The sequence below is a fragment of the Sphingomonas sp. PAMC 26605 genome (assembly GCF_000241485.1).
GTDB lineage: Bacteria > Pseudomonadota > Alphaproteobacteria > Sphingomonadales > Sphingomonadaceae > Sphingomonas.
Genome location: NZ_JH584241.1, coordinates 2,026,266 through 2,048,698, shown reverse-complemented (window position 1 = coordinate 2,048,698; position 22,433 = coordinate 2,026,266). Strand labels below are relative to the sequence as shown.

27 protein-coding genes are annotated in these 22,433 nt (G+C 64.9%); 14 read left to right on the top strand and 13 right to left on the bottom strand.

The genetic code is table 11. The annotated features are described in order from the left end of the window. A partial coding sequence (locus RH90_RS09585) for a DUF2171 domain-containing protein (RefSeq protein WP_010185365.1) occupies nucleotides 1-259 on the bottom strand: 259 nt, incomplete at its 3' end. A gap of 71 nt (nucleotides 260-330) precedes the next feature. Between RH90_RS09585 and RH90_RS09580 the strand changes: the two genes are divergently transcribed. Genes RH90_RS09580 through RH90_RS09550 form a run of 7 tightly spaced genes read left to right on the top strand, consistent with a single transcriptional unit; the run spans nucleotide 331 to nucleotide 3,774 of the window. Next, nucleotides 331-639, top strand: a complete 309-nt coding sequence (locus RH90_RS09580; RefSeq protein WP_010185364.1) for a hypothetical protein — start codon at nucleotides 331-333, stop codon at nucleotides 637-639. Next, nucleotides 636-836 (top strand): hypothetical protein, encoded by a 201-nt coding sequence (locus RH90_RS09575; RefSeq protein WP_010185363.1) that lies wholly within the window; start codon nucleotides 636-638, stop codon nucleotides 834-836. The genes RH90_RS09580 and RH90_RS09575 overlap by 4 nt, the downstream gene beginning before the upstream one ends. 50 nt (nucleotides 837-886) lie before the next feature. Next, nucleotides 887-1,951 carry a ribonucleotide-diphosphate reductase subunit beta gene (locus RH90_RS09570; protein WP_010185362.1) on the top strand — a complete coding sequence of 355 codons (1,065 nt, stop codon included), beginning with the start codon at nucleotides 887-889 and terminating at the stop codon, nucleotides 1,949-1,951. Nucleotides 1,952-1,990: 39 nt separating this feature from the next. Then, nucleotides 1,991-2,500: a Panacea domain-containing protein gene (locus RH90_RS22075; protein WP_010185361.1), complete on the top strand. Its 510-nt coding sequence runs from the start codon at nucleotides 1,991-1,993 to the stop codon at nucleotides 2,498-2,500. An 18-nt stretch (nucleotides 2,501-2,518) separates the two neighbouring features. After that, nucleotides 2,519-3,223 carry a hypothetical protein gene (locus tag RH90_RS09560; RefSeq protein WP_157134562.1) on the top strand — a complete coding sequence of 235 codons (705 nt, stop codon included), beginning with the start codon at nucleotides 2,519-2,521 and terminating at the stop codon, nucleotides 3,221-3,223. A gap of 25 nt (nucleotides 3,224-3,248) precedes the next feature. Next, the gene (locus RH90_RS09555; RefSeq protein WP_029625194.1) at nucleotides 3,249-3,518 is read left to right on the top strand and encodes a DUF4160 domain-containing protein; all 270 of its coding nucleotides are present in this window, start codon (nucleotides 3,249-3,251) and stop codon (nucleotides 3,516-3,518) included. Beyond that, nucleotides 3,508-3,774 (top strand): DUF2442 domain-containing protein, encoded by a 267-nt coding sequence (locus RH90_RS09550; RefSeq protein ID WP_010185358.1) that lies wholly within the window; start codon nucleotides 3,508-3,510, stop codon nucleotides 3,772-3,774. Before RH90_RS09555 ends, RH90_RS09550 begins: the two co-directional genes overlap by 11 nt. Here RH90_RS09550 and RH90_RS24755 read toward each other — a convergent pair. The 4 genes from RH90_RS24755 to dxs all read right to left on the bottom strand — a co-directional run bounded on the left by RH90_RS24755 (nucleotide 3,668) and on the right by dxs (nucleotide 7,580). Next, entirely contained in the window at nucleotides 3,668-4,060 is a 393-nt protein-coding gene (locus RH90_RS24755; RefSeq protein WP_081476911.1) for a type II toxin-antitoxin system RelE/ParE family toxin, read from the bottom strand. The genes RH90_RS09550 and RH90_RS24755 overlap by 107 nt on opposite strands. Next, nucleotides 4,050-4,223: a hypothetical protein gene (locus RH90_RS23400; protein WP_157134561.1), complete on the bottom strand. Its 174-nt coding sequence runs from the start codon at nucleotides 4,221-4,223 to the stop codon at nucleotides 4,050-4,052. The genes RH90_RS24755 and RH90_RS23400 overlap by 11 nt, the downstream gene beginning before the upstream one ends. Before the next feature lie 190 nt (nucleotides 4,224-4,413). Beyond that, nucleotides 4,414-5,112, bottom strand: a complete 699-nt coding sequence (locus RH90_RS09545) for a DUF6629 family protein (RefSeq protein WP_010185357.1) — start codon at nucleotides 5,110-5,112, stop codon at nucleotides 4,414-4,416. A 542-nt stretch (nucleotides 5,113-5,654) separates the two neighbouring features. Beyond that, nucleotides 5,655-7,580: a 1-deoxy-D-xylulose-5-phosphate synthase gene (gene dxs / locus RH90_RS09540; protein WP_010185356.1), complete on the bottom strand. Its 1,926-nt coding sequence runs from the start codon at nucleotides 7,578-7,580 to the stop codon at nucleotides 5,655-5,657. A 117-nt stretch (nucleotides 7,581-7,697) separates the two neighbouring features. On the opposite strand from dxs, the gene RH90_RS09535 reads away from it, so the two are divergent. Beyond that, nucleotides 7,698-8,237, top strand: coding sequence for a GNAT family N-acetyltransferase (locus tag RH90_RS09535; RefSeq protein ID WP_010185355.1), 540 nt, complete (start codon nucleotides 7,698-7,700; stop codon nucleotides 8,235-8,237). 7 nt (nucleotides 8,238-8,244) lie between these two features. Here RH90_RS09535 and RH90_RS09530 read toward each other — a convergent pair whose 3' ends face one another. Together RH90_RS09530 and RH90_RS09525 are read right to left on the bottom strand one after the other, a co-directional pair. Next, a complete protein-coding gene (locus RH90_RS09530) occupies nucleotides 8,245-8,703 on the bottom strand; it encodes a Fur family transcriptional regulator (RefSeq protein WP_010185354.1) in 459 nt (152 codons plus the stop codon). Between the two features lie 53 nt (nucleotides 8,704-8,756). Then, nucleotides 8,757-9,149, bottom strand: a complete 393-nt coding sequence (locus tag RH90_RS09525; RefSeq protein ID WP_051124780.1) for a MerC domain-containing protein — start codon at nucleotides 9,147-9,149, stop codon at nucleotides 8,757-8,759. A gap of 117 nt (nucleotides 9,150-9,266) precedes the next feature. On the opposite strand from RH90_RS09525, the gene RH90_RS09520 reads away from it, so the two are divergent. The 4 genes from RH90_RS09520 to RH90_RS09505 all read left to right on the top strand — a co-directional run bounded on the left by RH90_RS09520 (nucleotide 9,267) and on the right by RH90_RS09505 (nucleotide 12,910). Beyond that, a complete protein-coding gene (locus tag RH90_RS09520) occupies nucleotides 9,267-10,304 on the top strand; it encodes a COX15/CtaA family protein (RefSeq protein ID WP_010185351.1) in 1,038 nt (345 codons plus the stop codon). A 149-nt stretch (nucleotides 10,305-10,453) separates the two neighbouring features. Further along, nucleotides 10,454-10,933 (top strand): 50S ribosomal protein L13, encoded by a 480-nt coding sequence (gene rplM, locus RH90_RS09515; protein WP_010185350.1) that lies wholly within the window; start codon nucleotides 10,454-10,456, stop codon nucleotides 10,931-10,933. Then, a complete protein-coding gene (gene rpsI, locus RH90_RS09510; protein WP_010185349.1) occupies nucleotides 10,933-11,493 on the top strand; it encodes a 30S ribosomal protein S9 in 561 nt (186 codons plus the stop codon). Before rplM ends, rpsI begins: the two co-directional genes overlap by 1 nt. A gap of 136 nt (nucleotides 11,494-11,629) precedes the next feature. Then, nucleotides 11,630-12,910, top strand: coding sequence for a histidine kinase dimerization/phosphoacceptor domain -containing protein (locus RH90_RS09505; protein WP_010185348.1), 1,281 nt, complete (start codon nucleotides 11,630-11,632; stop codon nucleotides 12,908-12,910). 4 nt (nucleotides 12,911-12,914) lie between these two features. Here the strand turns inward: RH90_RS09505 and RH90_RS09500 are convergent, their stop codons facing one another. From RH90_RS09500 to RH90_RS09490, 3 genes are all read right to left on the bottom strand, one after another. Continuing rightward, complete coding sequence (locus RH90_RS09500; RefSeq protein ID WP_029625191.1) at nucleotides 12,915-13,682, bottom strand: metallophosphoesterase family protein; 768 nt, start codon at nucleotides 13,680-13,682, stop codon at nucleotides 12,915-12,917. Beyond that, complete coding sequence (locus tag RH90_RS09495; protein WP_010185346.1) at nucleotides 13,679-14,509, bottom strand: diacylglycerol/lipid kinase family protein; 831 nt, start codon at nucleotides 14,507-14,509, stop codon at nucleotides 13,679-13,681. Before RH90_RS09495 ends, RH90_RS09500 begins: the two co-directional genes overlap by 4 nt. 69 nt (nucleotides 14,510-14,578) lie before the next feature. Beyond that, nucleotides 14,579-15,184: a MarR family winged helix-turn-helix transcriptional regulator gene (locus RH90_RS09490; protein WP_332306562.1), complete on the bottom strand. Its 606-nt coding sequence runs from the start codon at nucleotides 15,182-15,184 to the stop codon at nucleotides 14,579-14,581. Here RH90_RS09490 and RH90_RS09485 point away from each other — a divergent pair. After that, nucleotides 15,147-17,093 (top strand): OPT family oligopeptide transporter, encoded by a 1,947-nt coding sequence (locus RH90_RS09485; protein ID WP_010185344.1) that lies wholly within the window; start codon nucleotides 15,147-15,149, stop codon nucleotides 17,091-17,093. The genes RH90_RS09490 and RH90_RS09485 overlap by 38 nt on opposite strands. A 147-nt stretch (nucleotides 17,094-17,240) precedes the next feature. Here RH90_RS09485 and RH90_RS09480 read toward each other — a convergent pair whose 3' ends face one another. The 3 genes from RH90_RS09480 to queF form a co-directional block, all read right to left on the bottom strand. Next, complete coding sequence (locus RH90_RS09480; protein ID WP_010185343.1) at nucleotides 17,241-18,521, bottom strand: glycoside hydrolase family 130 protein; 1,281 nt, start codon at nucleotides 18,519-18,521, stop codon at nucleotides 17,241-17,243. A 42-nt stretch (nucleotides 18,522-18,563) separates the two neighbouring features. Next, a complete protein-coding gene (locus RH90_RS09475) occupies nucleotides 18,564-20,837 on the bottom strand; it encodes a glycosyltransferase family 4 protein (protein WP_010185342.1) in 2,274 nt (757 codons plus the stop codon). A 151-nt stretch (nucleotides 20,838-20,988) separates the two neighbouring features. Next, nucleotides 20,989-21,435 (bottom strand): preQ(1) synthase, encoded by a 447-nt coding sequence (gene queF, locus RH90_RS09470; protein WP_010185341.1) that lies wholly within the window; start codon nucleotides 21,433-21,435, stop codon nucleotides 20,989-20,991. A gap of 112 nt (nucleotides 21,436-21,547) precedes the next feature. Between queF and sseA the strand changes: the two genes are divergently transcribed. Further along, nucleotides 21,548-22,387, top strand: a complete 840-nt coding sequence (gene sseA / locus RH90_RS09465) for a 3-mercaptopyruvate sulfurtransferase (RefSeq protein WP_010185340.1) — start codon at nucleotides 21,548-21,550, stop codon at nucleotides 22,385-22,387. Nucleotides 22,388-22,433 lie beyond the last annotated feature (46 nt).

Here is a 22,433-nt window from a genome sequence, read left to right as displayed (position 1 = left end):
ATTTCTCTTCTTCGAACGTCACCGCCACGTCGGCATTGGCGCTCAATCGCACCTTGCCGTCCTCGACATCGGCGACCAGGCCGAGCGAGATGTAATGGTGATGCCCTTCATGCGAACCCGAACCCTCGTTGACCTGCGCGCCCGAATCCTTCTTGGTCAGCTTGATGCGGCCGCCCTCAACGTGATCGACGGTGCCGACATGGACGCCGTCTGCGCCGATGACTTCGGCATGTTCCTGGATCTGCGATGCGTCGACCATGATGGTAGCTCCTGTGCTATGATTGCGAGCCCCCAACGCGCCGTCGGTGCATTGGATGCACGGGAGATCCTATGATCCGATTGTTACGCCTCCGCAACGCCCTGCTCGCCGCCCCGCTCCTGCTCGCCGCATGCGCGCATCAGGTGTCGAGCGCGGTGCAGCACGGCGCCGACTCGCCCGGCTTCATCCTCGGCGTGTGGCACGGCTTCATCTTCCCCGTCGCCTGGGTGCTGTCGCTGTTCGTGCCCGATATCGCCGTCTATGCCGTCCCCAACCAGGGCGGCTGGTACGATTTCGGCTTCTTCATCGGCATCGTCTTCCTCGGCGTCGGCTCGCACCGCACGCGCACCGTCTATGTCACGCGCACGGTGCGGCGATGAGCCTGTCGATCGGGATCATGTACGCGGTCGCCGTGCTGTTCACGGTGATCGGCGCCGGCCTGCTGCTGTCGCTCGCGCGGCCGAGCGCGCCGGGCAAGGTCTATGCCTTCCGCATGATCGGCATCATGGCGCTGTCGCTCGGCGTGGTGCTGTTCATGTCGGCGAGCGCGATGTGGCGCTGGAGCGTCGCCGCCTGATCCCTTCCCCGTTTTAACCCATCACCAGAACCTAGTCCCGGAGTACCCCAATGTCCCTCACCGAAGCCCGCAAGCAGTACAAGCCGTTCGAATACCCCTGGGCGTTCGATTTCTGGAAGCGCCAGCAGCAGATCCACTGGATGCCCGAGGAAGTGCCCTTGGGCGAGGATTGCCGCGACTGGGCGCAGAAGCTCAGCGACCATGAGCGCAACCTGCTGACGCAGATCTTCCGCTTCTTCACCCAGGCCGATGTCGAGGTGCAGGATTGCTATCACGAGAAATACGGCCGCATCTTCAAGCCGACCGAGATCAAGATGATGCTCGCCGCGTTCAGCAACATGGAAACGGTGCACATCGCCGCCTACAGCCATCTGCTCGACACGATCGGCATGCCCGAGAGCGAATACGGCGCCTTCCTCGAATATAGCGAGATGAAGGACAAGCACGATTACCTGCAGACCTTCGGCGTCGACACCGACGAGGACATCGCCAAGACGCTCGCGATGTTCGGCGGCTTCACCGAGGGGCTGCAGCTGTTCGCCAGCTTCGCCATGCTGATGAATTTCCCGCGCTTCAACAAGATGAAGGGCATGGGGCAGATCGTCACCTGGTCGATCCGCGACGAGAGCCTCCACTGCGAGGGCATCATCAAGCTGTTCCACGCCTTCTGCGCCGAGCGCAACTGCATGACCAAGTCGGTGCGCGACGACATTGCCGACATGTGCCAGCACACCGTCCGGCTCGAGGACAATTTCATCGATCTCGCGTTCGAGATGGGTCCGGTCAACGGCATGACCCCCAAGGAGATCAAGAAGTACATCCGCTACATCGCCGACTGGCGGCTGGGGCAGCTGGGGATGAAGCCGATCTACATGATCGACGAACACCCCCTCCCCTGGCTCGCGCCGATGCTCAACGGCGTCGAGCACGCCAACTTCTTCGAACAGCGCGCGACCGAATACTCGAAGGCGGCGACGCGGGGGAACTGGAACGAGGTTTGGGACGGGTTCGACAAGCGCCAGAAGGCGAAGGCGGGGGTCGGCGTTCCGGTGGCGAACGAGGATGTCGGTGACGCGGGGGATATGTTCTCGCGGGCTGGGGTTGCGGCCGAGTGATGTTGCTACGCGGCCCGACTTCTGATACAAAACCAGAACATGAGTGACTCATATCGAGAAATTTCTGATACACTGACGAGGCTAAAGCACAGCGTGCGCGGCCTCGCCAACTGGATCTTGGATTACTCAGACGAGCTCGGCTACCCAATTACAAATATGGCTCTCAACAAGCTTGCTTTTTTTGCATTCGAAAAAATCCTATTAGAAGACAAGGCAATTCTAACGGATGCAAAGATTGAGGCCTGGGAACACGGCCCTGTATTCAGAGAGATATATCAAGGCTTTAAGAGCTATGGAGACAACAAAATTACAGGCAGAGCGCGCTTCTATTCGGTTGACACCGGTGAACAGGCTGTTGCCGTCGCTAATTTTGACTTGGAACTTTCTAAAAAGCTGAAGATAATACTGAAGCCGCTGATCCCATTGACGGCGTCAAATTTGCGGAAGCTGTCGCACATTGAAGGGGGAGCGTGGCACCAAGTGTGGTGTCACGATGGGTACGCAAACCCAGGCATGGAGATTACGCCGGAGTTAATATTGAACGCGTGAGATATAGAAGGACGACAAGTGGCATCTGTTGAAGAAATCGTATCGCGCGTTCGGAAGCCCCCCTCGCTTCAAAATTGGGTGCGACTCAATCATCGGCGACGAGACGAAACAACGCGAAGCATTGCCCGCTTCGTTCTTGCACGGCCACGCCATGCTTTGGCCTCTATCTACAAGTTAATTGCGGACTATATCACTTTTGGAATATCGAAAGAGACGGTTTCAAAAGGGCTTGACGAGATCTCCAACCCCCTAGTGCGCAGGTTGGGCAGAGAGATTTTGGGCGTCGTTTTGCCTTGGCTCGACAAAAGCGAGATTAAAGGCATTCAGGTATTTCATACGCTGAGTGTTCCGTTTCCTATTGGCCGAGGCATCATCGTGCCGGTCAAACCAACCTTCGTCTTCCAGCGTGATCGCACGTTGAACCTTGTCTTTGTTATCGGATGGGCTTCTATGCCCTTTAACTCTTTCCAAAAACAACTGTTTGCGACGATAATTCACAATGCGATCCTTACGCAGGAAGGCTTTGAGGGCGGCGACGCGTACGTTGTCTGCGCTCCTCGCATCAAGGGAAGCCGATCGGAGCGTTATGTGCGTTCTTGGAAGGTAAGTGAGGTTACACTCCTTTCCGATGACGAGCTTCGCGAACAGTTCGATCGCTTCGGCAACGCCCTGGATGATGTCGTTCCAATTATTCTTGAGGAATTGGCTAAGCGCGGCGAGTAAATATCGAGACCAATGCGACTCCCTCATGCCGATAATTTCCCTCTTCTTCGGCATTGTAATCCGGATGTATTTCGACGACCATCCGCCACCGCACATCCATGCCAGCTATCAGGGGCTTGAAGCGTTCGTCGCGATCGAAACCGGCGAGATCGTCGCAGGCGGTCTCCCCAAGAAGGCGGCCAAGCTCGTCAAGCAATGGACGCTCGACCATCAAGCCGAACTTATGGCAAACTGGCAGCGCGGTGTCGCGCTGATGCCGATGGAGATGATCTCCGGAGCGGACAATGATAATTAAGCTCATCCAGATCGAACCCGGCGGAGACGCCACCGTGCGGCTCTCGTTTTCGGACGGCACCACTGCACGCTGGTCCGCCGCCGACTACATCGCGCGTGACACAGTAATGACCCGCCCGCTCGCCGACCCCGCCTTCTTCGCGCGCGCCTTCATTGAAAGCGGGGCGCTGGCCTGGCCCAATGGCTTCGAGCTGTCCGCCGATGCACTGCATCGCCGGCTCGATGCGGCCGGAGCACTGGCGCATTCGGCGGCTTAGCTAAGCTTGCGGATACCGCAGCCGCGTATGCAGCACGGGTCGGCACATCGATCTCCCCCTCGGGCGCGATCGCATAGACGATCCGATACGGCAGCCCGGGCACCGCAAAAGCCCGCGTCCCCGCAACCTCGCCGACACGCCCAAGCTTCGGGAACTGCCCGAACATCATCGCGGTCTGGAGGATCCGGCTGACGACCCGCTCGGCGGCGCGCTCGTTGTCCTGCGCGATCCAGTTGCGGATCGCGACCAGATCGTCCCGCGCCTGCGGCGTAAGGTTAACCTTCAAGCTTGAGGTCGCGCCACACCTGCTCGACCGGGATCATCGCCGCACGATCGCGGCTTTGCGCCAATCCGCGCTCGATCTTCGCGCGCTCCCAGGCCGTATAGCCGGGTTCGGGCTCGCCAGCTTGCTCGGAGACCTTCTCTGCGGGAATGGCGCGAGGCTTCATGTTCGCGAGTGTATCACCGTGTGCGCATTCCGAAAATCACCGCTTGCGACCGCTCAAGCCTCCCCCGCCAGGGGGAGGTGGCGGCCGTAGGCCGACGGAGGGGGCGGAAGCGCTGTCCCTCTGCAAGAGAGGGCCCTCTTCCGTCGCCTTTGGCGACACCTCCCCCTGGCGGGGGAGGATTGCAGGCCCCTCACCCCCGCAACCACGACAGCACAAACGGCCGCCTCGGCGCGCTCGTCCCATTAGGCGTCGCCACATCGATGTCCTGCCGGTTGAACTGCCGATACAACACCACGCTCAGCACCGCGGCATAGAAGCACCACACCGACGCGAACGCATAGCCCTTGACCAGATGCACGATCGTCAGCCCGATCACGTTCAAGACCCCATAGCCCCGCACCACGCGGTGCGTCGACAGCAGCAGCGCCCCGCACGTCGCTAGGATGTAGAGCAACGACACCCACATCTGGCTGGTGATCGGGTTGGTATAGGTGATCGAATGCTGCTCGATCACCGCGCAGGTCGGCGCGACGACGAGGCCGGTCATGTCCCACGCGAACACCACCGCCCCCACGCCGCACAGGCCAAGGATCGCGCGCCGCCGCCACCCCGGCGGCTCCATCAGCACCACCGCGACGGGCATCAGCAGCGGCAGGATCCCGATCGCATAGAGCGTGAACAGGAACACCGTATGGTCGACCGCGACCGCCCCGAGCCGCCCCTCGAGCGCGAGCCACACCATGCCTTCGGAAAACTGGTGCATCGCGAACAGCAACGGCACGCAGGCGAACAGCAGCGCGCGCGGCTCGCGGACATGCCGCAGCGTCGCCCCGCCGACCACCGCGAGGGCCGCCGAGGCGGTGAAACTGGCGGTGGCCGAAAAGCACATGCGCTGACTTTCATGGAGCGGGCTGGTAGACCGCTGTGGGACGCTCAGCCGCGGAAGACCAGGGACATTCGGGCAGCGGACCCGTCGCGGGGCGGCACCGAGCCGCCGGAATCCGGCATCCGCAGCCGATCGCGAGCGCGTACGTAAAGCCCGCCTCCCAACCGAATAAGCAACAAGCCCCTGTCCTACACGAACCATTTGGGTTACTATGGTCGTTCGAAAATGATCTGGGAGCTCGCCGTGCCGATGACCAAGTGCACCACCGCCCCACCCCGTCGCCCCGGCGAAGGCCGGGGCCGCATCGATATCGCGCGCGACGCCGCTTCGGTCCCACCGCAAAGCGGCCCCGGCCCCCGCCGGGGCGACGGCAAGGGGCGTCTGCCCGCGATCAGCACAAAAACGGAAACGATCGCGATCGAAGACTCAACGTCCGGGGGTCAATCGAGTCAAGCACCCACTCGGTTCGTCGCATCCTCCAAAGGATCGACGCAGCAACCCCGCCGACGTATCCCCACCACCGCAGGGATACGCCGCCGCGCCGCTTACGCCCGCGCGCCCTCGACCACGCCGCCCGAATTGTGCCGCAGTGCTTTCAGCACCGTCTCGACGATCGCATCGGCATCGAGCCCGGCCTGGGCATATTGCAGCTCGGGCTTGTCCTGGTCCTGGAAGATGTCGGGCAGCCGCATCGTGCGCAGCTTGAGCCCCGCGTCGATCAGCCCCGAATCGCTGGCGAAGGTCAGCACGTGTGCGCCCAAGCCCCCAACCGCGCCTTCCTCGATCGTCACCGCGACTTCGTGCGTCGTCAGCAGCTTGCGGATCAGATCCTCGTCGAGTGGCTTGGCGAAGCGCAGATCGGCGACGGTCGTCGACAACCCCTTCGCCTCGAGCGCCTCGGCCGCGCGCAGCGCCTCTTCGAGCCGCGTGCCGAGCGACAGGATCGCGACCTTGTGCCCCTGCCGCACGATCCGCCCCTTGCCGATCTCGAGCGCCTCGGGAACCACGGGAAGCTCGACCCCGGTGCCGTTGCCGCGTGGATAGCGCACCGCGATCGGCCCGCTGTCGTGGAGAATCGCGGTATGCGTCATATGCACCAGCTCGGCCTCGTCGGCCGGCGCCATCACCACCATGTTGGGCAGCGTAGCGAGATAGGCCAGGTCGAACGACCCGGCATGCGTCGCACCATCGGCGCCGACAAGGCCCGCACGGTCGATCGCGAAGCGCACCGGCAGATTCTGGATGCAGACGTCGTGGACCACCTGGTCATAGGCGCGCTGGAGGAAGGTCGAATAGATCGCGCAGAACGGCCGCATCCCCTGTGCGGCGAGGCCGGCTGCAAAGGTGACGGCATGCTGCTCGGCGATGCCGACGTCGAAGAAGCGCTCGGGATGCGCCTTGGCAAAGGCGTCGAGCCCGGTGCCCGACGGCATCGCCGCGGTGATCGCGCAGATCCGCGGATCGGTCTCGGCTTCCTTGGAAAGCTGCGCGCCGAACACGTTCTGATACTGCGGCGGGCCCGGGGGCGCCTTGGTCTGCACGCCCGAGATGACGTCGAACTTCTGCACGCCGTGATATTTGTCCGCGGCGGCCTCGGCCGGGGCATAGCCCTTGCCCTTCTTGGTCACGACATGGACGAGGATCGGGCCTTCCTCGGCATCGCGGACGTTCTCGAGCACGGGGATCAGCTGGTCGAGGTTATGCCCGTCGATCGGCCCGACATAATAGAAGCCGAGCTCCTCGAATAAGGTGCCGCCCATCGCCATGCCGCGCGCGAATTCCTCGGTCTTGCGCATCCCGTCGGCGATCGGCTTGGGCAGCCGCTTGGCGAGCTTGCGCGCCAGATCGCGGAACCCCAGGAACTCGCGGCTCGACACGATGCGGCTGAGATAGGCCGAAAGCCCGCCGACCGGCGGCGCGATCGACATGTCGTTGTCGTTGAGGATGACGACGAGCCGATTGCCGGCCTGGGCGGCGTTGTTCATCGCCTCATAGGCCATGCCGGCGGACATCGCGCCGTCGCCGATCACCGCAATGCCCTTGCCGGGCTTGTCGGCGATCTTGTTGGCGACGCCGAAGCCGAGCGCGGCCGAGATCGAGGTCGAGCTGTGCGCGGCGCCGAACGGATCGTACTCGCTCTCGGAGCGCTTGGTGAAGCCCGACAGGCCTCCGCCCATGCGCAGCGTGCGGATCCGGTCGCGGCGGCCGGTGAGGATCTTGTGCGGATAGCATTGATGCCCGACGTCCCAGACGAGCTTGTCGTTGGGGGTATCGAACACATAGTGAATCGCGACCGTCAGCTCGACCACGCCGAGGCCCGAGCCAAGGTGGCCACCCGTCATGCCGACAGCGGCGATCGTCTCCTGGCGGAGCTCGTCGGCAAGCTGGCGAAGCTGGGTGGGGGCAAGCGTCCGGAGATCGGCGGGAATGTTCACCGTGTCGAGCAGCGGCGTTTGGAGAATATCGACCATCCGGCCTGCTTAGCGCGGTGCAATCCGCCTGTCGATTACCTCGATCGCCGCACCGACATTCTTGACGCGCGGTATCGCGCGCCATCACATTCGGTCGATCGTCCCGGGGGAAATGCCATGACCGCACTCAGCCACCGCCTCGCTACCGAGGCCGACATCCCCGCGATCGCCGCACTGATGGAGCGCGCGATCGGCGCGTTGCAACGCGGTTTCCTGTCGCCCGACGAGATCGCGGCGAGCCGGTTGAGCATGGGGCTCGACACGCAACTGATCGCCGACCGGACGTATTTCGTGGTCGAGCAGGACGGCCAGCTCGCCGGTTGCGGCGGCTGGAGCTACCGCGCGACCCTCTATGGCAGGACCGCCGGGGCCGCACCGCGCGACGCCCGAACGCTCGATCCGGCGAGCGAGCCGGGGCGGATCCGGGCGATGTACACCGATCCCGGCTTCGTGCGCCGCGGGATCGGCCGGCTGGTGCTCGGCCTATGCGAGGACGCCGCGCGCGCCGCCGGCTTCCGCCGGGTCGAGCTGATGGCGACGCTGTCGGGCGAACCGCTCTACCGCGCGGCGGGCTATCAGGAGATCGAGCGGGTCGCCAAGATGGCCGATCGCGGTACGCCGGTGCCGGGCGTGCGGATGGGGAAGGATCTTGGCTAAGCGCGGCTCAGCCGCAGTCGGCGCACTTGCCACGGACTTCGATCACCGGGCGCACCGGCGAGAAGCCCGCCGCTTCCGCCGCCGAGCGAACGCCCTTGGTGATCCGGTCGTCGTCGAGATGCGTCGTCTGCCCGCAGCTGTCGCACACCAGGAAGATGCAGTCGTGAAGGCAATCGGGATGCGCGTTGGCGATATAGGCGTTCGAGCTCTCGACGCGGCGCGCCAGATTGGCGCCGACGAACAGGTCGAGGATCCGGTACACGCTGTTGGCGGCGACGCGCCGCCCCTCGGCCTTGGAGACCGCCTCGGCGATGTCATAGGCCGAGGCCGGCTTGTCGAACCCGGCGAGCGCGCGAAAGATATTGGCGCGCATCGCGGTCCACTGCTCGCCCGATCGCTCGAGCGTGGCCTGCGCGGCAAGCGCGAGATCGGCGCCTTGCGGCTCGGTATGATGATGCGTGGCCATGCGGCTGAGATAGGCGGTGCGGGCCCTCCCCGCAACGGCACGACTCAGTCGGATCAGTTGGCGGCGCGGCGGTTGAGGTCGTGGCCGAGCGCGAGCGTCGCCACCCCGATCAGCGTCCAAACCGTCTCCATCCCTGATCCGTCATGTGGCAGCGAGATCGCGCCGGCCATCGTGCCGAGCCCGGCCGAACCGACCACAGCCGGCATCATATAGCCATGCGTGAAGATCCCGCGCCCGAGCGCGAACACGCCAAAGCCGATCGCGATCGTCAGCCCAATCTCGTGGAACAGCGGGTTGAGGAGCAATCCACCGGCGGTCGAGGCGAGCGCGATGAACACCGAGCTTGCGATGCAATGCACCATGCACAGCCCCGACAGCCCGATCGCCATAGTGTCGAACCGCTGTTCGATCCACCGGACGGCGGAGGTTTGCGCGAGAGTCGTCATGCTGCTCGCCATGTGGCACGTCGGGGGTCAGGTTACAACATATCATCGGCATTTTTGTGATGATGCGCGGCAGTTTGTCCAATCGACGCGCTGTCCGCGAAGGCGTAAGTGGATCCAATGCTTCAGGCGTCCTCGCTTCCCTCCACCGTCCGTCCGCGGACGCTGTCCAACTGGCTGTTCGTCGTAGCCGCGCTGATCGTCGCGATCGTCGTGATCGGCGGGATCACGCGGCTGACCGAATCGGGGCTCTCGATCACGCAGTGGAAACCGCTCAGCGGTATGATCCCGCCGCTGACCGATGCGCAGTGGCAGGCCGAATTCGCCAATTACCGCACGATCCCACAATACGAGGCCTTCAACCAGGGCATGACGCTCGCCGGGTTCAAGGCGATCTTCTTCTGGGAATATCTCCACCGGATGCTCGGCCGCGTGATCGGCCTCGCCTTTCTCGTGCCGCTCGTGTGGTTTGCGGTGCGGCGGCGGCTCCCGCGCGGCTATCTGGTACGGCTCAGCGCCTTGTTCATGCTCATCGCGCTGCAGGGCACGTTCGGTTGGCTGATGGTACGCTCGGGGCTGAGCGGTCGGACCGAGGTTGCCCCGGGCTGGCTCGCGACGCATCTGCTCACCGCTCTGTTCACGCTCGCCGGAATGGTGTGGACCGCGCTCGACCTGCGCGCGCTTGCCGACAAGCGGCTCGCTCGCCCTGCCCGGCTGCGCTTTGTCCCAGCAATTGCGATCGCGCTGCTGTTCGCGCAAATCCTGTTCGGCGCGCTCACCGCGGGTCTGCGCGCTGGCTACGCTTTTGCCAGTTGGCCGTTGATGGGCGACGCGGTCTTCCCGATGGCGACGCCGTTCACCGATCCGCTGTGGCGCAATCTGTTCGACAATCCGATCGTCGTCCAGTTCGTCCATCGCTGGCTCGCCTTCGCGGTCGCATTCGGCGTGATGATGCTCGCCGCGCGCGCGCGCCGTGCCGGAGCGCCGCGCACGGGACTGGTGCTGATCGGCCTTGTCTGTGCGCAGATCTTGCTCGGCATCACCACGCTGCTCAGCGGGGTCGAGATCGGCGTCGCGGTCGCGCACCAGGCCAATGCCGCCTTGCTGGTGATCGCCGCAGCCGCCGCGGCACATGCCGTCGGCCGCCGCTCAATCTGAAGCGCCGAAAGTCCGCCGGTATTCTGTTACCCGTCAGCAAACCCGCACTTTGCTTGACTTTGACGCGCCCGCACAGCAATAGCGCCTCCAACGATGCCGTCCCGCAGGGGCGGCATCCGTCATTTTAGCATGTAAAGGTCACAAGCCCCATGAAGGCGCTGATGAAGACCACCAAGCCGGCATTGCCGCATGAGGTGGAGAAGAAATGGATCATCGTCGATGCCGACGGTCTGGTCGTCGGCCGTATGGCGTCGATCATCGCCAACATCCTGCGCGGCAAGCACAAGCCGAGCTTCACCCCGCACGTCGATTGCGGTGACAATGTCATCATCATCAACGCGGACAAGGTGCGGTTCACGGGCAACAAGCTCAAGGACAAGATCTATTACCGCCACACCGGCTATGCCGGCGGCATCAAGGGCGTCGCGGCCGGCAAGATCCTCGAGGGTCGTTTCCCCGAGCGGATCATCGAAAAGGCCATCGAACGGATGATCCCGCGCGGGCCGCTGGGTCGTGCACAGCTGCGCAACCTGCGCGTCTTCGCCGGTACCGAGCATCCGCACGAAGCGCAGAACCCCGAAGTCCTCGACATCGGCAGCATGAACCGCAAGAACAAGGTGGGCAACTGATGTCCGACAACCGCCAGTCCCTCGCCGATCTCGCCGGCCTGACCAACACGCCGGCACCGGTTGCAACGCCTGCCGCTGCGACGACCGCGCCCGCCACGGGCGAAGATTACGTCGCCGCACCCGCAGCGCCGACGCACGAGCCGATGCCGCTGCGCGAGCAGATCCTCGACCAGTACGGCCGCGCCTATGCGACCGGCCGTCGTAAGGACGCCGTCGCACGCGTCTGGATCAAGCCCGGCACCGGCAAGATCACGATCAACGGCCGCGACCAGGAAGTGTATTTCGCACGTCCTACGCTGCGTCTCGTCATCAACCAGCCGTTCGGCGTGACCGAGCGTGACGGTGCCTATGACGTCGTCTGCACCGTCAAGGGTGGTGGTCTTTCGGGCCAGGCCGGCGCGGTCAAGCATGGCATCAGCCAGGCGCTGACCCGCTTCGAGCCGATCCTGCGCGCGCCCGTCAAGGCCGCCGGGTTCCTGACCCGCGACAGCCGCACGGTCGAGCGTAAGAAGTACGGCCGCGCCAAGGCGCGTCGTAGCTTCCAGTTCTCGAAGCGCTAAGCTTCCAAGACTGTGGTACGCGAAAGGGCGGTCCGGCAACGGGCCGCCTTTTTCGGTTCTGATGGGCTGCCGCCGTGCGATCTTGCATTGCGCGGCGTACACGCTGACATAACCGCAACACCATAAGACCAAGGGGATGTCCGGCTTGACTGACGATCGCACACCGGCCGCCGGCCAGACCGCCTTGCTCGACGGGGCTTCAGACGATGTCGTCGAGACGACCGATGGCCCCGCCCAACAAGCGACGTCGTTCACCGCGGCGATCGAGCAGGTCGGCGCCGGCTCGCTGCTCGGCTATCGCCTCCAGCAGCAGGCGATCCTGTCGGACTTCGGTCTGTTCGCGCTCGAATGCCGCGACAATACCGCGTTGCTCGACAAGGCCACCGAGATGGCGGCCGAAGGGATGCAGACCGGCCTGTGCAAGGTGCTCGAATATCGCCCGGGCCCCGGCGATTTGCTGTTCCGCGCTGGCGTCGGCTGGCGTGCCGGGGTGATCGGCCAGGTCAGCCTCGCCGCCGACGAAAAGTCCCCGGCAGGCTTCGCCTTCCGGAACGGCACGCCTGTCATCTCGAACCATCTCGAGGGCGAGGAGCGCTTCCGCACGCCGCAGATCATGGTCGAACACGGCGTCCGCCGCGCGATCAACGTGCTGATTTCGACCACCGCGGGCCCGTGGGGTGTGCTCGAGGTCGACAGTCCGAGCGCCGGCCAGTTCGAAGCCGCCGACATCGCCTTCCTCCAGGGCTTCGCCAATCTGCTCGGTGTCGCGATGGACCGGCAGGACTATGAGCGCCGCCTCGCCGAGGCGCTCGATTATCAGAAGGTGCTCGTCCGCGAGGCGAGCCACCGCGTCAAGAACAGCCTGACGATGCTGTCGAGCATCCTGCATCTGCAATCGCGCAGCAATCCGCTGCCCGAAGTGTCGAGCGCGCTGAGCGATGCGTCGGGCCACATCATCGCGATCGCGCGGACGCACGACCAATTGTGGCGCCAGGATACCGGCCGGATCGAGATATCCGCGCTGCTCGACGATCTGTGCGCCAGCCTTTCGGAACAACTGCCCAATATCACGCTCGAGTGTCACGCCACGGCGGTGTCGCTCCACGCCGACCAGGCGGTGGCGGTCGGCCTGTTGATCACCGAGCTCGTCACCAACGCGGCAAAGCACGCCTATGACGAAGCCGGCGGTCGCGTTTCCGTCTCAGCCCAAGCCGAAGGAGATTCGATCCTCGTAACGGTTCGCGATTTCGGCAAGGGCCTGCCTCCCGGGTTCGACGCCGCCGACCGCGCGTCGGCGAGCCTCGGCGTACACCTCATCCGAACGCTTTCCCGCAGTCTCGACGGGGTCGTTGAGAGGCATAACGAGGGAGGCGCGTGTTTTTCAGTGCGCTTCCCGGCACGCCCCGCCGACGGCTGACGCTTCAGTTCGCCCGTTCGCGCTCGAGCGGACGATCAGGCGCCGGAGTCATCGTCCGCAGCAGCACGTCGAAGCGGCCATCGGCGACACGGATCTCGTTGAACGACGGCGGCGTCGTGCGCGTCCGCTCGGACAGCGTGCCGGCGCCGATCATCCGTACGATCTGCCCGTCGACGTCATGCGCGACATCGAACGGATCGTGGACGTGCCCCGTCAGCACCGCGTTCGCCCCTGCCGCCGCCAGCGCCCGCAGCGCTTCGGCCCCATTATGCGTTTGCGCCGAGGTCCGCGTCTCGGGCTCGACCAGCGGGTGGTGGCACGCGATGAAGGCCAATTTGCCCTCGGGCACTTCGGCCAGCAGAGCCAGCGTACGATCGAGCGCGCCGCGGCTGACCTTGCCCTTCGACCAATTGAGCCGCCACTGCGCGCGCGCGGTCGTCACCAGGGGCACGATCGCCACGCCAGGCAAATCGAGCGGCTGTTCGACCATCCGCTCGATCTTGGTCATCCGCCGATAGGGGCGGAAGAAGCGGTCGATCGGGTTGAAATAGGGGAGATCGTGATTGCCGACCTCTACGGTTACCGGCACGCCCAATCCCTGCAGCCATTCGAGCCCGGCGGCGAACTCGCGCCGCCGCGCGCGCATCGTCAGATCGCCCGTCATGATCACCGCGTCGGGCCGCTCGGCGCTGACCAGCGCGCCGAACCACGCGACCGCGGCCGCATCCTCGCGCCCGAAATGGACGTCGCTGACATGGAACAGGCGCATCACCCCTCCTGCTTGGTGCTGATGAACATCTCGCGCGTCGTGCCGATGCGGATCGTGCTGCCCGGTTCGAGCATCACGGGTTCGCCGTCGACCAAAGCGAGCGCGGGCTTGTCGCCGCGCGTGCGGAAGGTGTCGGCATGGCATTGCGTCACTTCGGACGCGGCGACCCAATCGCCTGTCACCCATTCCCAGCCGAGCCGAGTCAGCGCGCGGAAATCCCGCGCGTCGATCGCCGCGACGTCGAGCCGTCCCGGCTCGGCGCGGACGAACACCGCCTGCGCACCATGCTTCAATCCGGGGACGCCATCGAGCCGGATGCCGCGTCCAAAGGTACGCCGCCAGGCATGCCGCAGCGCGCGGAACAGCCCGCGCACGCGCCCGGCGCGGACGAGTTCGCGCGCGCGCACCCAATTGGCGGCCGGCCCGAGGATCAGCCCGACGAGCGCGCGATGCTCGGGCAGATCGACCACCGGAAGCGCGATCGTACGCCCCCGCGCGACTGCAGCGGCGACGATCGCAGCGGGATCGGTCGAACCGTGGAGCAATTTGGCGAGCATGTTCATCGTGCCGCCGGGCAGGATCAGCACCGCGCCGCTCCACTCGGCCAGCCCGGCGACCGCGGCGTTGATCGTGCCGTCGCCAGCGAACAACACCGCAGTATCCACCCCAGCCGCATCGAGCGATTCGGGGGTCGGCAAAGCGTCGTTCGGAAAGGCGGTGCGCCCGACGAGCGTTAGTCCGTGCTCGGCAAACAGCGCCGCAATCGCATCAGCCTTTGCGGGTGTGGCGGTGCCTGACTTGATATTGGTAATGAACCAGAGTTTGCGCATGACGACCCTAACGCACGGCTCCGTCAGAAGTGACGCCTGCGCAACGGAAAAAGCACGGGGTCGTAATGTTCAACCGTTCGCCGCATCCTTTGCCGGCGAAGCGTCGCACAAATTAGCGCGGATCTGCTGCAAGGTCGCGACCACCCGCGCCTGGTCGGTATCCCGAATCCCCGCCAACGCGCTCGCGAGCATTTCGTCGGCCAGCTGCCCCAGATCGTCGAGCAACGGACGTGCCCGCTCGGTCAGATAGATCCGCCATGCCCGCCGGTCGCTCGGATCGCGGCGGCGCTCGACCAGCCCGGCTTCGGCGAGCCGGTCGATCATCCGGCACGCCGTGATCGGCTCGACCTCGAGCGTCTCGGCAAGAGCGCCCTGGTTAATCCCCTCGCCGCGCTCCAGGCATTTCAGCACGCGCCACTGCGTGCGAGTCACGCCGATGGTTCGCGCGCGTTCGTCGAAGCGGCGTCGCATCAGTCGGGAAACGTCGCTGATCATGAAGGCGATCGAGTCTTGCATGGGGACCGCTATAATAAGCATGCTTAAAATATCCAGCCTGCGTTTGACCGCGCGGCTCGATCTGCCGCGACCTTGCAACAAAACCCTGTCGCGCCGGGCGTCGGCTGTGCCAGAAGAAGCAATGACCGACCCCCGCCCCGCCCCGATCGCCGAACTCACGCTGCGCGGCGTGCTGCTCGGCGGCGTCATCACGCTGCTGTTCACCGCCGCCAACGTCTATCTCGGGCTGAAGGTCGGGCTGACCTTCGCGACCTCGATTCCCGCAGCGGTCATCTCGATGGCGATCCTCAAGCTGTTCAAGGGATCGACGATCCTCGAGAACAACATCGTCCAGACCGTCGCAAGCGCGGCCGGCACGCTCGCCGCGATCATCTTCGTGCTGCCTGGCCTCGTCATGATCGGCTGGTGGCAGGACTTCCCCTATGTCCAGACTGCCGCGATCACGATGACGGGCGGCATCCTCGGGGTGATGTTCTCGGTTCCGCTGCGGCGCGCGCTCGTCGTCGATACCGACCTGCCCTATCCCGAGGGGGTAGCCGCAGCGGAGGTGCTCCAGGTCGGCGCCGGGACGCGCGAGGGCGAAGGTGAGGCACGCCAGGGCCTGCTCGTGCTGATCTGGAACAGCATCGCTTCGGCCGCCTTCGCGATCTTCACCCAAACCAAGATCGTCACCGACACCGCCGCGACCAGCTTTCGCGTCGGCGCCGGCGCAACAGGGATCTCGGGCAGCCTGTCGTTCGCGCTGATCGGCGTCGGGCATCTCGTCGGCATATCGGTCGGCGCGGCGATGGCGCTGGGGCTGGTGATCGGCTGGTTCGTGCTCGTCCCGATCCTCACCGCGGCGCACCCGGCGCCGGGCGATATCGCCGCCTGGGTCAACACCGTGTGGAAGGGCGACGTGCGCTTCTTCGGTGCGGGCGTGATCGGCATTTCGGCGATCTGGACGCTGGTCAAGATCGCCGGCCCGGTGATCGGCGGCGTGCGCTCGGCGCTGGCCGCCAGCGCGGCGCGTGGCAAGGGCGAGACGCTCGCGCTCGAGGAGCGCGATTTGCCGATCGTCTGGGTCGCGCTCGTCGCGCTGCTGACGCTGCTCCCGATCGCCTGGCTGTTGTGGGACGTGATTGCGGGCGGCGCGCTGGTCGGCTCGGCGGTCCTGCTGATTGTGGGCGCGCTGGTGTTCGTGCTGGTCGCAGGTCTGATGATCGCGGCGGTGTGCGGCTATATGGCGGGGCTGATCGGCGCGTCGAACTCACCCGTGTCGGGGATCGGCATCCTCGCGGTAATCGGGTCGTCGCTGATGCTGGTCGGGCTATTCGGGCAGCATCCCGGCGCCGACACGACGCGCGCGCTGATCGCTTATGCGCTGATCGTCACCGGCATCGTGTTCGGCGTCGCGACGATCTCGAACGACAATCTGCAGGATCTCAAGACCGGCCAGCTCGTCGGGGCGACGCCGTGGAAGCAGCAGGTCGCGCTCGTCATCGGCGTGGTGTTTGGCTCGCTGATCATTCCGCCGGTGCTCAACGTGCTCAACAGCGGGATGGGCTTTGTCGGCGTGCCCGGCGCCGGGCCGAACGCGCTCGCGGCGCCGCAGGCGGGGCTGATCTCGGCGCTCGCCAAGGGCGTGCTGTCGGGCGACGCGAACTGGGCGATGCTCGGCTACGGCGTCGCCGCGGGCGTGGTGCTGATCGCGCTCGACGAAATGCTTGGGAAGCTCCGGCTGTTGCGCCTGCCGCCGCTCGGCGTCGCGCTCGGCATCTATCTGCCGATGTCGGTGATCCTGCCGACCGTCGTCGGGTCGGTGCTGGGTTGGTTCTACGATCGCTGGGCGCGCCGCAGCGCCAACCCCGAAGTCGCCGAGCGGATGGGCACGCTCACTGCGACCGGCATGATCGTCGGCGAAAGCCTGTGGGGCGTGGTATTCGCGCTGATCGTCTGGCTGAGCGGCCGCGATGCGCCGCTCAAGCTGATGTCGGGGCACGAGACCGAGGCGCTGATCGGCGGGACGCTGCTGTTCTTCGCGATCGCGGCGGTGCTGTATCGCCGCGCCGTGGCGGCAACGCGCTGACAATCCCTCTCCCTTTGGGAGAGGGTGGCCGAGCGTAGCAAGGTCGGGTGAGGGCAGTCCCTGCTGGTAAGGTGACCTCCCTCACCCTTCCCACTGAGCTTCGCCCAGCGGGGCCCTTCCCTGTCCCAAAGGGAGAGGGAGTTTAGGTCAGGCCATCGCCTCGATCAGCGTCTTGATGTCGATAAAGGCGAACGCGACCGAGCTGTCCGCCACGCCGTACGGCACAAACAACGTGTCGCCATGCCGAATCGCGCCGCAGGTATAGACGACGTTGGGCACGTAGCCCTCGCGGTCCTGGTTTGCCGCGGCGAGGATTGGCTCGGCGGTGCGGCCGATGACCTTCGACGGATCGGCCTTGTCGAGCAAGACTGCGCCGATGGCGTACTTCCGCATCGCGCCGACGCCGTGCGTCAGCAGCAGCCAGCCCTCGTCGAGCTCGATCGGCGGCCCGCAATTGCCGATCTGGACCAACTCCCACGGGAACAACGGGCCGAGCAGCTTCACGCCCTCGTCCCAATGCGTCAGCGTGTCGGACTTGATGAGATAGAGATTCTCGCCGTCCTGCCGGCCGATCATCATGTACTGGCCGTTCACCTTGCGCGGGAACAGGCCCATACCCTTGTTGCGCGAGGCCGAGCCCGTCATCGGCACGAGATCGAACGCGCGGAAATCGCGCGTGCGCATCAGCTCGGACTGGATCGTCGAGCCGTTATAGGCGGTGTAGGTGCCGAGCCATTCGAAGCTGCCGTCGTCATGCTGGAACTGGACGAGACGGAGATCCTCGAGCCCCTTCGACTGTGCGGCGGTGATCGGGAAGATCACCGTACCCGACAGCGTGGAGTCGCGATGGCGATAGACCGTGATCGGCCCCTCGGGCAGTTCTTCCTCGTCGAGCCCGACCGCATCGGTCGCGGTCGCGAACGGCGGCTCGGGCGCGAGCTTGAGCTGGTTGCCGTCGGTGATGATGCCCTCGCGGAACGCGACCGAGGAGATATGCCCCTCGCCCACCGCGCGCAGGCTCATCAGGATGCGCTGCGACCCCGCCGGCATGCCCGACTGGTCGAAATGCGGCACCGCGCTCGGGTTCATCAGTGCGGCCGCGGCATAGCTGTATTCGTGGCAGAAATAGGCACCGATCAGCTGGCGCTTCTCGTCGCCGATCTCGCTGCCATCGAGCCCGAGCATGTTCTCGATCTCGTCGTAGCGCGTCATGAAGACGCGCCGCGTCTGCCAGTGCCGCGCCTCGAAATCCTTGAGCACGAGTTCGAGCTCGGCGCGGGTTTCGGCGGCGTCGAGCGCCATCACGGCGTTGACGATCCGCTCGGTACGATTGCCACCATTGCCGCTCCACGCGAGGTGGAACGGCCGCACGACGACCCGCGATGGGTCGGCGTGGAGTCGCAGAGGATGTTCAAAAATGTCGATCACAATATCGCCTCGCGTAACGCCTTGGCGGCGTCGCGAGCGAGGCTACGCGACGGCGCGATTTGGTCCTGCCACGCTTTGCGCCCGCTTTGCCAGCCCGGAAATGGTGCAACCGGCCAATTGCAGCGCCAAAATCGACTCGGCGCCTTGGTTGCGGTTGAGCCCGGTCGGCATCAGCCCGTCGAAGCAGCCGCCGTCCGCAGCGGTCGCCAGCGGCAGATCGAGATCGTTCTGCCCAAGGTACCAACGATACGCGCGGTTGGCCTCCTCGACCCAGCGCGGATCCTGCGAGGCATCGAACGCAGCGCTGCACGCGTCGATCGTCGCCTGCGCCTCGAGCGGCTGCTGATCGAACTGCAGCGGCTCGGCATAGACGCGCCCGAAGCTCTCGCTGCCGACCGCGCGGAAACGGCCATCGGGCGAGGTCTGCTTGGCGACGATCCATTCGAGCGTCTGGAGGCCGCACTGAATCATGTCGTCGCGCTTGAGCGCCAACCCCGCGCGCAGCAGCGCCTCGGGCAGACGAGCGTTATCGTAGGCGAGCACGATCTCGAACCATTCCCATTGCGGGCGACGTGCGTCTTCGAGCAAGCCGACCAGTTCGTCGCCGAACCGGTTCAGGATCGTCAGCGCCAGCGAATGCGTCGGCACCACTTCGAGCATCGCCGCTGCGCCAAGCATCGCAAAACCGTGCGCGCGCGGCGAGCCGAGCTCGAGCGCCAGCGACGCCGTCATGTCGAACATCGACGCCGCCCACATGCGGTGCTTGTCCATCTGTGCATCGCGTGCGGTCACCCCGAACGCCCACAAGGTACGGCCGTTCGAATCCTCCGACCCGAAATCCTCGCACCAAGTGCGATCGAAGTTCATGAAATTGCGGAAACGGCGCGCCTCGGGGTTCCACGCATATTGCAGGAACGACGCATAGATCGTCATCCATTTGTCGCGCTGCACGTCGTCGAGGTCCGTCATCTGGCTGACGAGCATCAGCGCGCGCGCATTATCGTCGATGCAATAGCCGTGGCGGCGATCGGGGATCGAGAAGATCGAGTGCTGGAGCATGCCCGTCGAATCGCTCATCCGCTCGACCGCGGCGAAATCGGGCGCGAGCGGGGTCAGCGCAGCGGTGCTGCTCGGCAGACGCAGCGGCTTGGCGGCGACCATCTGCGCGATCTCGCGCATCGCGACCTCGGCGAGCCGCGGCCAGATCATCGTGCGGCCGCGCGCATAGGCCCGCTCGGACAGCCGAACGCGATTGCGCTCGCTGCCGAGCAGCGCGTTGATCTCGCGTGCAAACGCTGCAGAATCACCGAAGTCAACCAGCACGCCATGCCCATCGGCGAGAATCTCGGTGGCATGGACGTATGGCGTCGAGACAACCGCTTTGCCGACGCCGACGGCGTAGGACAATGTCCCCGACGTGATCTGCGCCGGATTAAGATACGGCGTCGCGTAGATGTCCGCTGCCTGCAGATAATCGATAAGCTCGTCATGCTCCAGAAACGCATCGATGAACTCGATGTTGCGTCCGACGCCGTGATCGAGCGCCAGCGCCTTCAATTTGTCACGATACTTCTCACCCTCATGCGCGACGAGGTTGGGATGCGTCGCGCCGAGCACGGCGTACAGCACGTTGGGGTTCTGCTCGACGATCGCTGGCAGTGCGTTGATCATCACTTCGATACCCTTGCCCGGCGCGAGCAGACCGAAGGTCAGGACGACGTCACGCCCCTCCCAACCGAAACGGCCTTTCAGCGTGTTGGGCTCGACGAACTCGCGATCGGGAACACCGTGCGGGATCATCACGATCGACCGCCCGGAGGCGCCATAGACGCGCTCGAGGATTTCGCGGCCGCGCTCGGCCATCACGACGACGCGCGAGGCGCGGCGCAACAGGCCCTCCATCACACGCCGCTGATCGGCGTTGGGCTTCTCGAGAATCGTGTGCAGCGTTACGATCACCGGCATCGAAACACGCTCGAGCAAGGCGAGGATATGCTCGCCCGCCGCGCCGCCGTAGATGCCGTATTCGTGCTGCAGCCACAGCGCCTGCGCGCCGCTCGCCTCGATCTCGCGCGCAGCCTCGAGATATTGCATCCGATCCTGCTCGGGGATGCTGCGAGTCACCTCGGGCGGATATTCGTAGCGTCCGGGATGATCATCCATCGCATAGACGTCGATCTTGAGATCGGGGAACCGACCCTTCAGTGCGGTGAAAGTGTCGGTCGTATAGGTTGCAAGGCCGCATTTGCGCGGCAGGAAGTTACCGACCAAGGCCACGTGGTCGATCGAGTTCCCGATGTCCGCCAACTGCACCATGATCGCAAATCCTGTTTTTTACGGGGCTTATACCCTCGAGTTACCTCTCCCGAACGGCCAAGTTTCAATATGGTTGCAGCAATGTTGCATTGCAACAGAATGAATCGGCCAATCCAAAGCAACCTTGCGGTGGGATGAACGGGTTGAACGCTCAACCGCGTCCACGGTATCCCGGCACGTCCTGCGAAGGCAGCCACAAGCCTTCGGGTGGCGCCCCCGACTGCCAGAAGACGTCGATCGGGATGCCGCCGCGCGGATACCAATAGCCACCGATCCGCAACCACTTCGGCTGCATCTCGCCGAACAATCGCTCGCCGATGCCGACCGTGCAATCCTCGTGAAATGCCTGATGGTTGCGGAACGAACCGAGGAACAGCTTGAGCGACTTCGATTCGACGATCGTTGCTGCAGGTGCGTAATCGATCACCAGATGCGCGAAATCGGGCTGCGCCGTGACCGGGCAGAGCGAGGTGAATTCGGGAACGGCGAAGCGCACAAGGTAGAGGCGGTCCGGGCGCGGATTCGGGACGTAATCGAGCACCGCCTCCTCGGGCGAGGTGGGGAGCTTGCTGGTTTGGCCAAGATGCGTAGGGGTCATGCACCCGGATATAGGGATGCGATCCGCCGCCGTCATCCCGCGCGAATACTGGCGTCTCGACGATCCGCGAACGGGCGGTTAGGTTGTAAAAAAACAGCACAGGAGACGACCGATGGATTCGCTGGTGACAACCGAATGGCTCGCAAACGAGCTTGGCGCGAACGACCTGAGGATCGTCGATGCGACCTATTTCGCCGGCTTCGGTGATCGCGACCCCGCCGCCGAATATGAAGCGGCGCACATTCCCGGCGCGGTGTTCATGGATCTAGCCGAAATCGCCGACACCAGTAGCGACCTGCCCTCGATGCTGCCGACACCCGAGAAGTTCGCCAGCCGGATGCAATCGCTCGGGCTCGGCGATGGCAGCCGCATCGTGCTGTACGACAATTCGCCCTATCACACCGCGGCGCGCGCCTGGTTCATGCTGCGCACCTTCGGCGCGCATGACGTCGCGATCCTCGATGGCGGGCTCGCAAAATGGCAGACCGAAGGCCGCGAGACGGCGAGTGGCAAGGAGCAGCTGCGCCACCGCCACTTCACCGTCTGGGCCGACGACAAGGGCGTGCGGACGCTCGATCAGATGAAGGCCAATGTCGACAGTGGCGCCGAGCAAGTGCTCGACGCGCGCTCGGCCGCGCGCTTCACCGGCGAGGAGCCCGATCCGCGCCCGGCGACGCATGCCGGCCATATCCCGGGCTCGAAGAACCTGCCGGTCGGCGAACTGTTCAACGCCGACGGCACATGGAAGACCGGCGATGCGCTGAAGGCGGCGTTCGAGGGGGCGGGGATCGATCTCGGCAAGCCGCTCGTCACCACCTGCGGCTCTGGCATCACCGCCTCGGCACTCGCTTTCGGTGCGCATCTGCTCGGAAATTCGGCGGCGGTCTATGACGGCAGCTGGTCCGAATGGGGCGCCGACCGCTCGACGCCCAAGGCCATGGGCGCGGCGTAGCGCCCTGAAAAAGCCCCTCCCCTTCAGGGGAGGGGTTGGGGTGGGG

Excerpts from the sequence above, each read along its gene's own strand:
- RH90_RS09530 (WP_010185354.1), bottom strand. The coding sequence starts at position 8,703 with ATGGCCACGCATCATCATACCGAGCCGCAAGGCGCCGATCTCGCGCTT.
- RH90_RS09575 (WP_010185363.1), top strand. The coding sequence starts at position 636 with ATGAGCCTGTCGATCGGGATCATGTACGCGGTCGCCGTGCTGTTCACG.
- sseA (WP_010185340.1), top strand. The coding sequence starts at position 21,548 with ATGGATTCGCTGGTGACAACCGAATGGCTCGCAAACGAGCTTGGCGCG.
- RH90_RS09535 (WP_010185355.1), top strand. The coding sequence starts at position 7,698 with ATGACCGCACTCAGCCACCGCCTCGCTACCGAGGCCGACATCCCCGCG.
- rplM (WP_010185350.1), top strand. The coding sequence starts at position 10,454 with ATGAAGGCGCTGATGAAGACCACCAAGCCGGCATTGCCGCATGAGGTG.
- RH90_RS09580 (WP_010185364.1), top strand. The coding sequence starts at position 331 with ATGATCCGATTGTTACGCCTCCGCAACGCCCTGCTCGCCGCCCCGCTC.
- RH90_RS09550 (WP_010185358.1), top strand. The coding sequence starts at position 3,508 with ATGATAATTAAGCTCATCCAGATCGAACCCGGCGGAGACGCCACCGTG.
- RH90_RS09520 (WP_010185351.1), top strand. The coding sequence starts at position 9,267 with ATGCTTCAGGCGTCCTCGCTTCCCTCCACCGTCCGTCCGCGGACGCTG.
- RH90_RS09485 (WP_010185344.1), top strand. The coding sequence starts at position 15,147 with ATGACCGACCCCCGCCCCGCCCCGATCGCCGAACTCACGCTGCGCGGC.
- queF (WP_010185341.1), bottom strand. The coding sequence starts at position 21,435 with ATGACCCCTACGCATCTTGGCCAAACCAGCAAGCTCCCCACCTCGCCC.
- dxs (WP_010185356.1), bottom strand. The coding sequence starts at position 7,580 with ATGGTCGATATTCTCCAAACGCCGCTGCTCGACACGGTGAACATTCCC.
- RH90_RS09570 (WP_010185362.1), top strand. The coding sequence starts at position 887 with ATGTCCCTCACCGAAGCCCGCAAGCAGTACAAGCCGTTCGAATACCCC.
- rpsI (WP_010185349.1), top strand. The coding sequence starts at position 10,933 with ATGTCCGACAACCGCCAGTCCCTCGCCGATCTCGCCGGCCTGACCAAC.
- RH90_RS09475 (WP_010185342.1), bottom strand. The coding sequence starts at position 20,837 with ATGGTGCAGTTGGCGGACATCGGGAACTCGATCGACCACGTGGCCTTG.
- RH90_RS09555 (WP_029625194.1), top strand. The coding sequence starts at position 3,249 with ATGCCGATAATTTCCCTCTTCTTCGGCATTGTAATCCGGATGTATTTC.
- RH90_RS22075 (WP_010185361.1), top strand. The coding sequence starts at position 1,991 with ATGAGTGACTCATATCGAGAAATTTCTGATACACTGACGAGGCTAAAG.
- RH90_RS09505 (WP_010185348.1), top strand. The coding sequence starts at position 11,630 with ATGTCCGGCTTGACTGACGATCGCACACCGGCCGCCGGCCAGACCGCC.
- RH90_RS09495 (WP_010185346.1), bottom strand. The coding sequence starts at position 14,509 with ATGCGCAAACTCTGGTTCATTACCAATATCAAGTCAGGCACCGCCACA.
- RH90_RS09525 (WP_051124780.1), bottom strand. The coding sequence starts at position 9,149 with ATGACGACTCTCGCGCAAACCTCCGCCGTCCGGTGGATCGAACAGCGG.
- RH90_RS09545 (WP_010185357.1), bottom strand. The coding sequence starts at position 5,112 with ATGTGCTTTTCGGCCACCGCCAGTTTCACCGCCTCGGCGGCCCTCGCG.
- RH90_RS23400 (WP_157134561.1), bottom strand. The coding sequence starts at position 4,223 with ATGAAGCCTCGCGCCATTCCCGCAGAGAAGGTCTCCGAGCAAGCTGGC.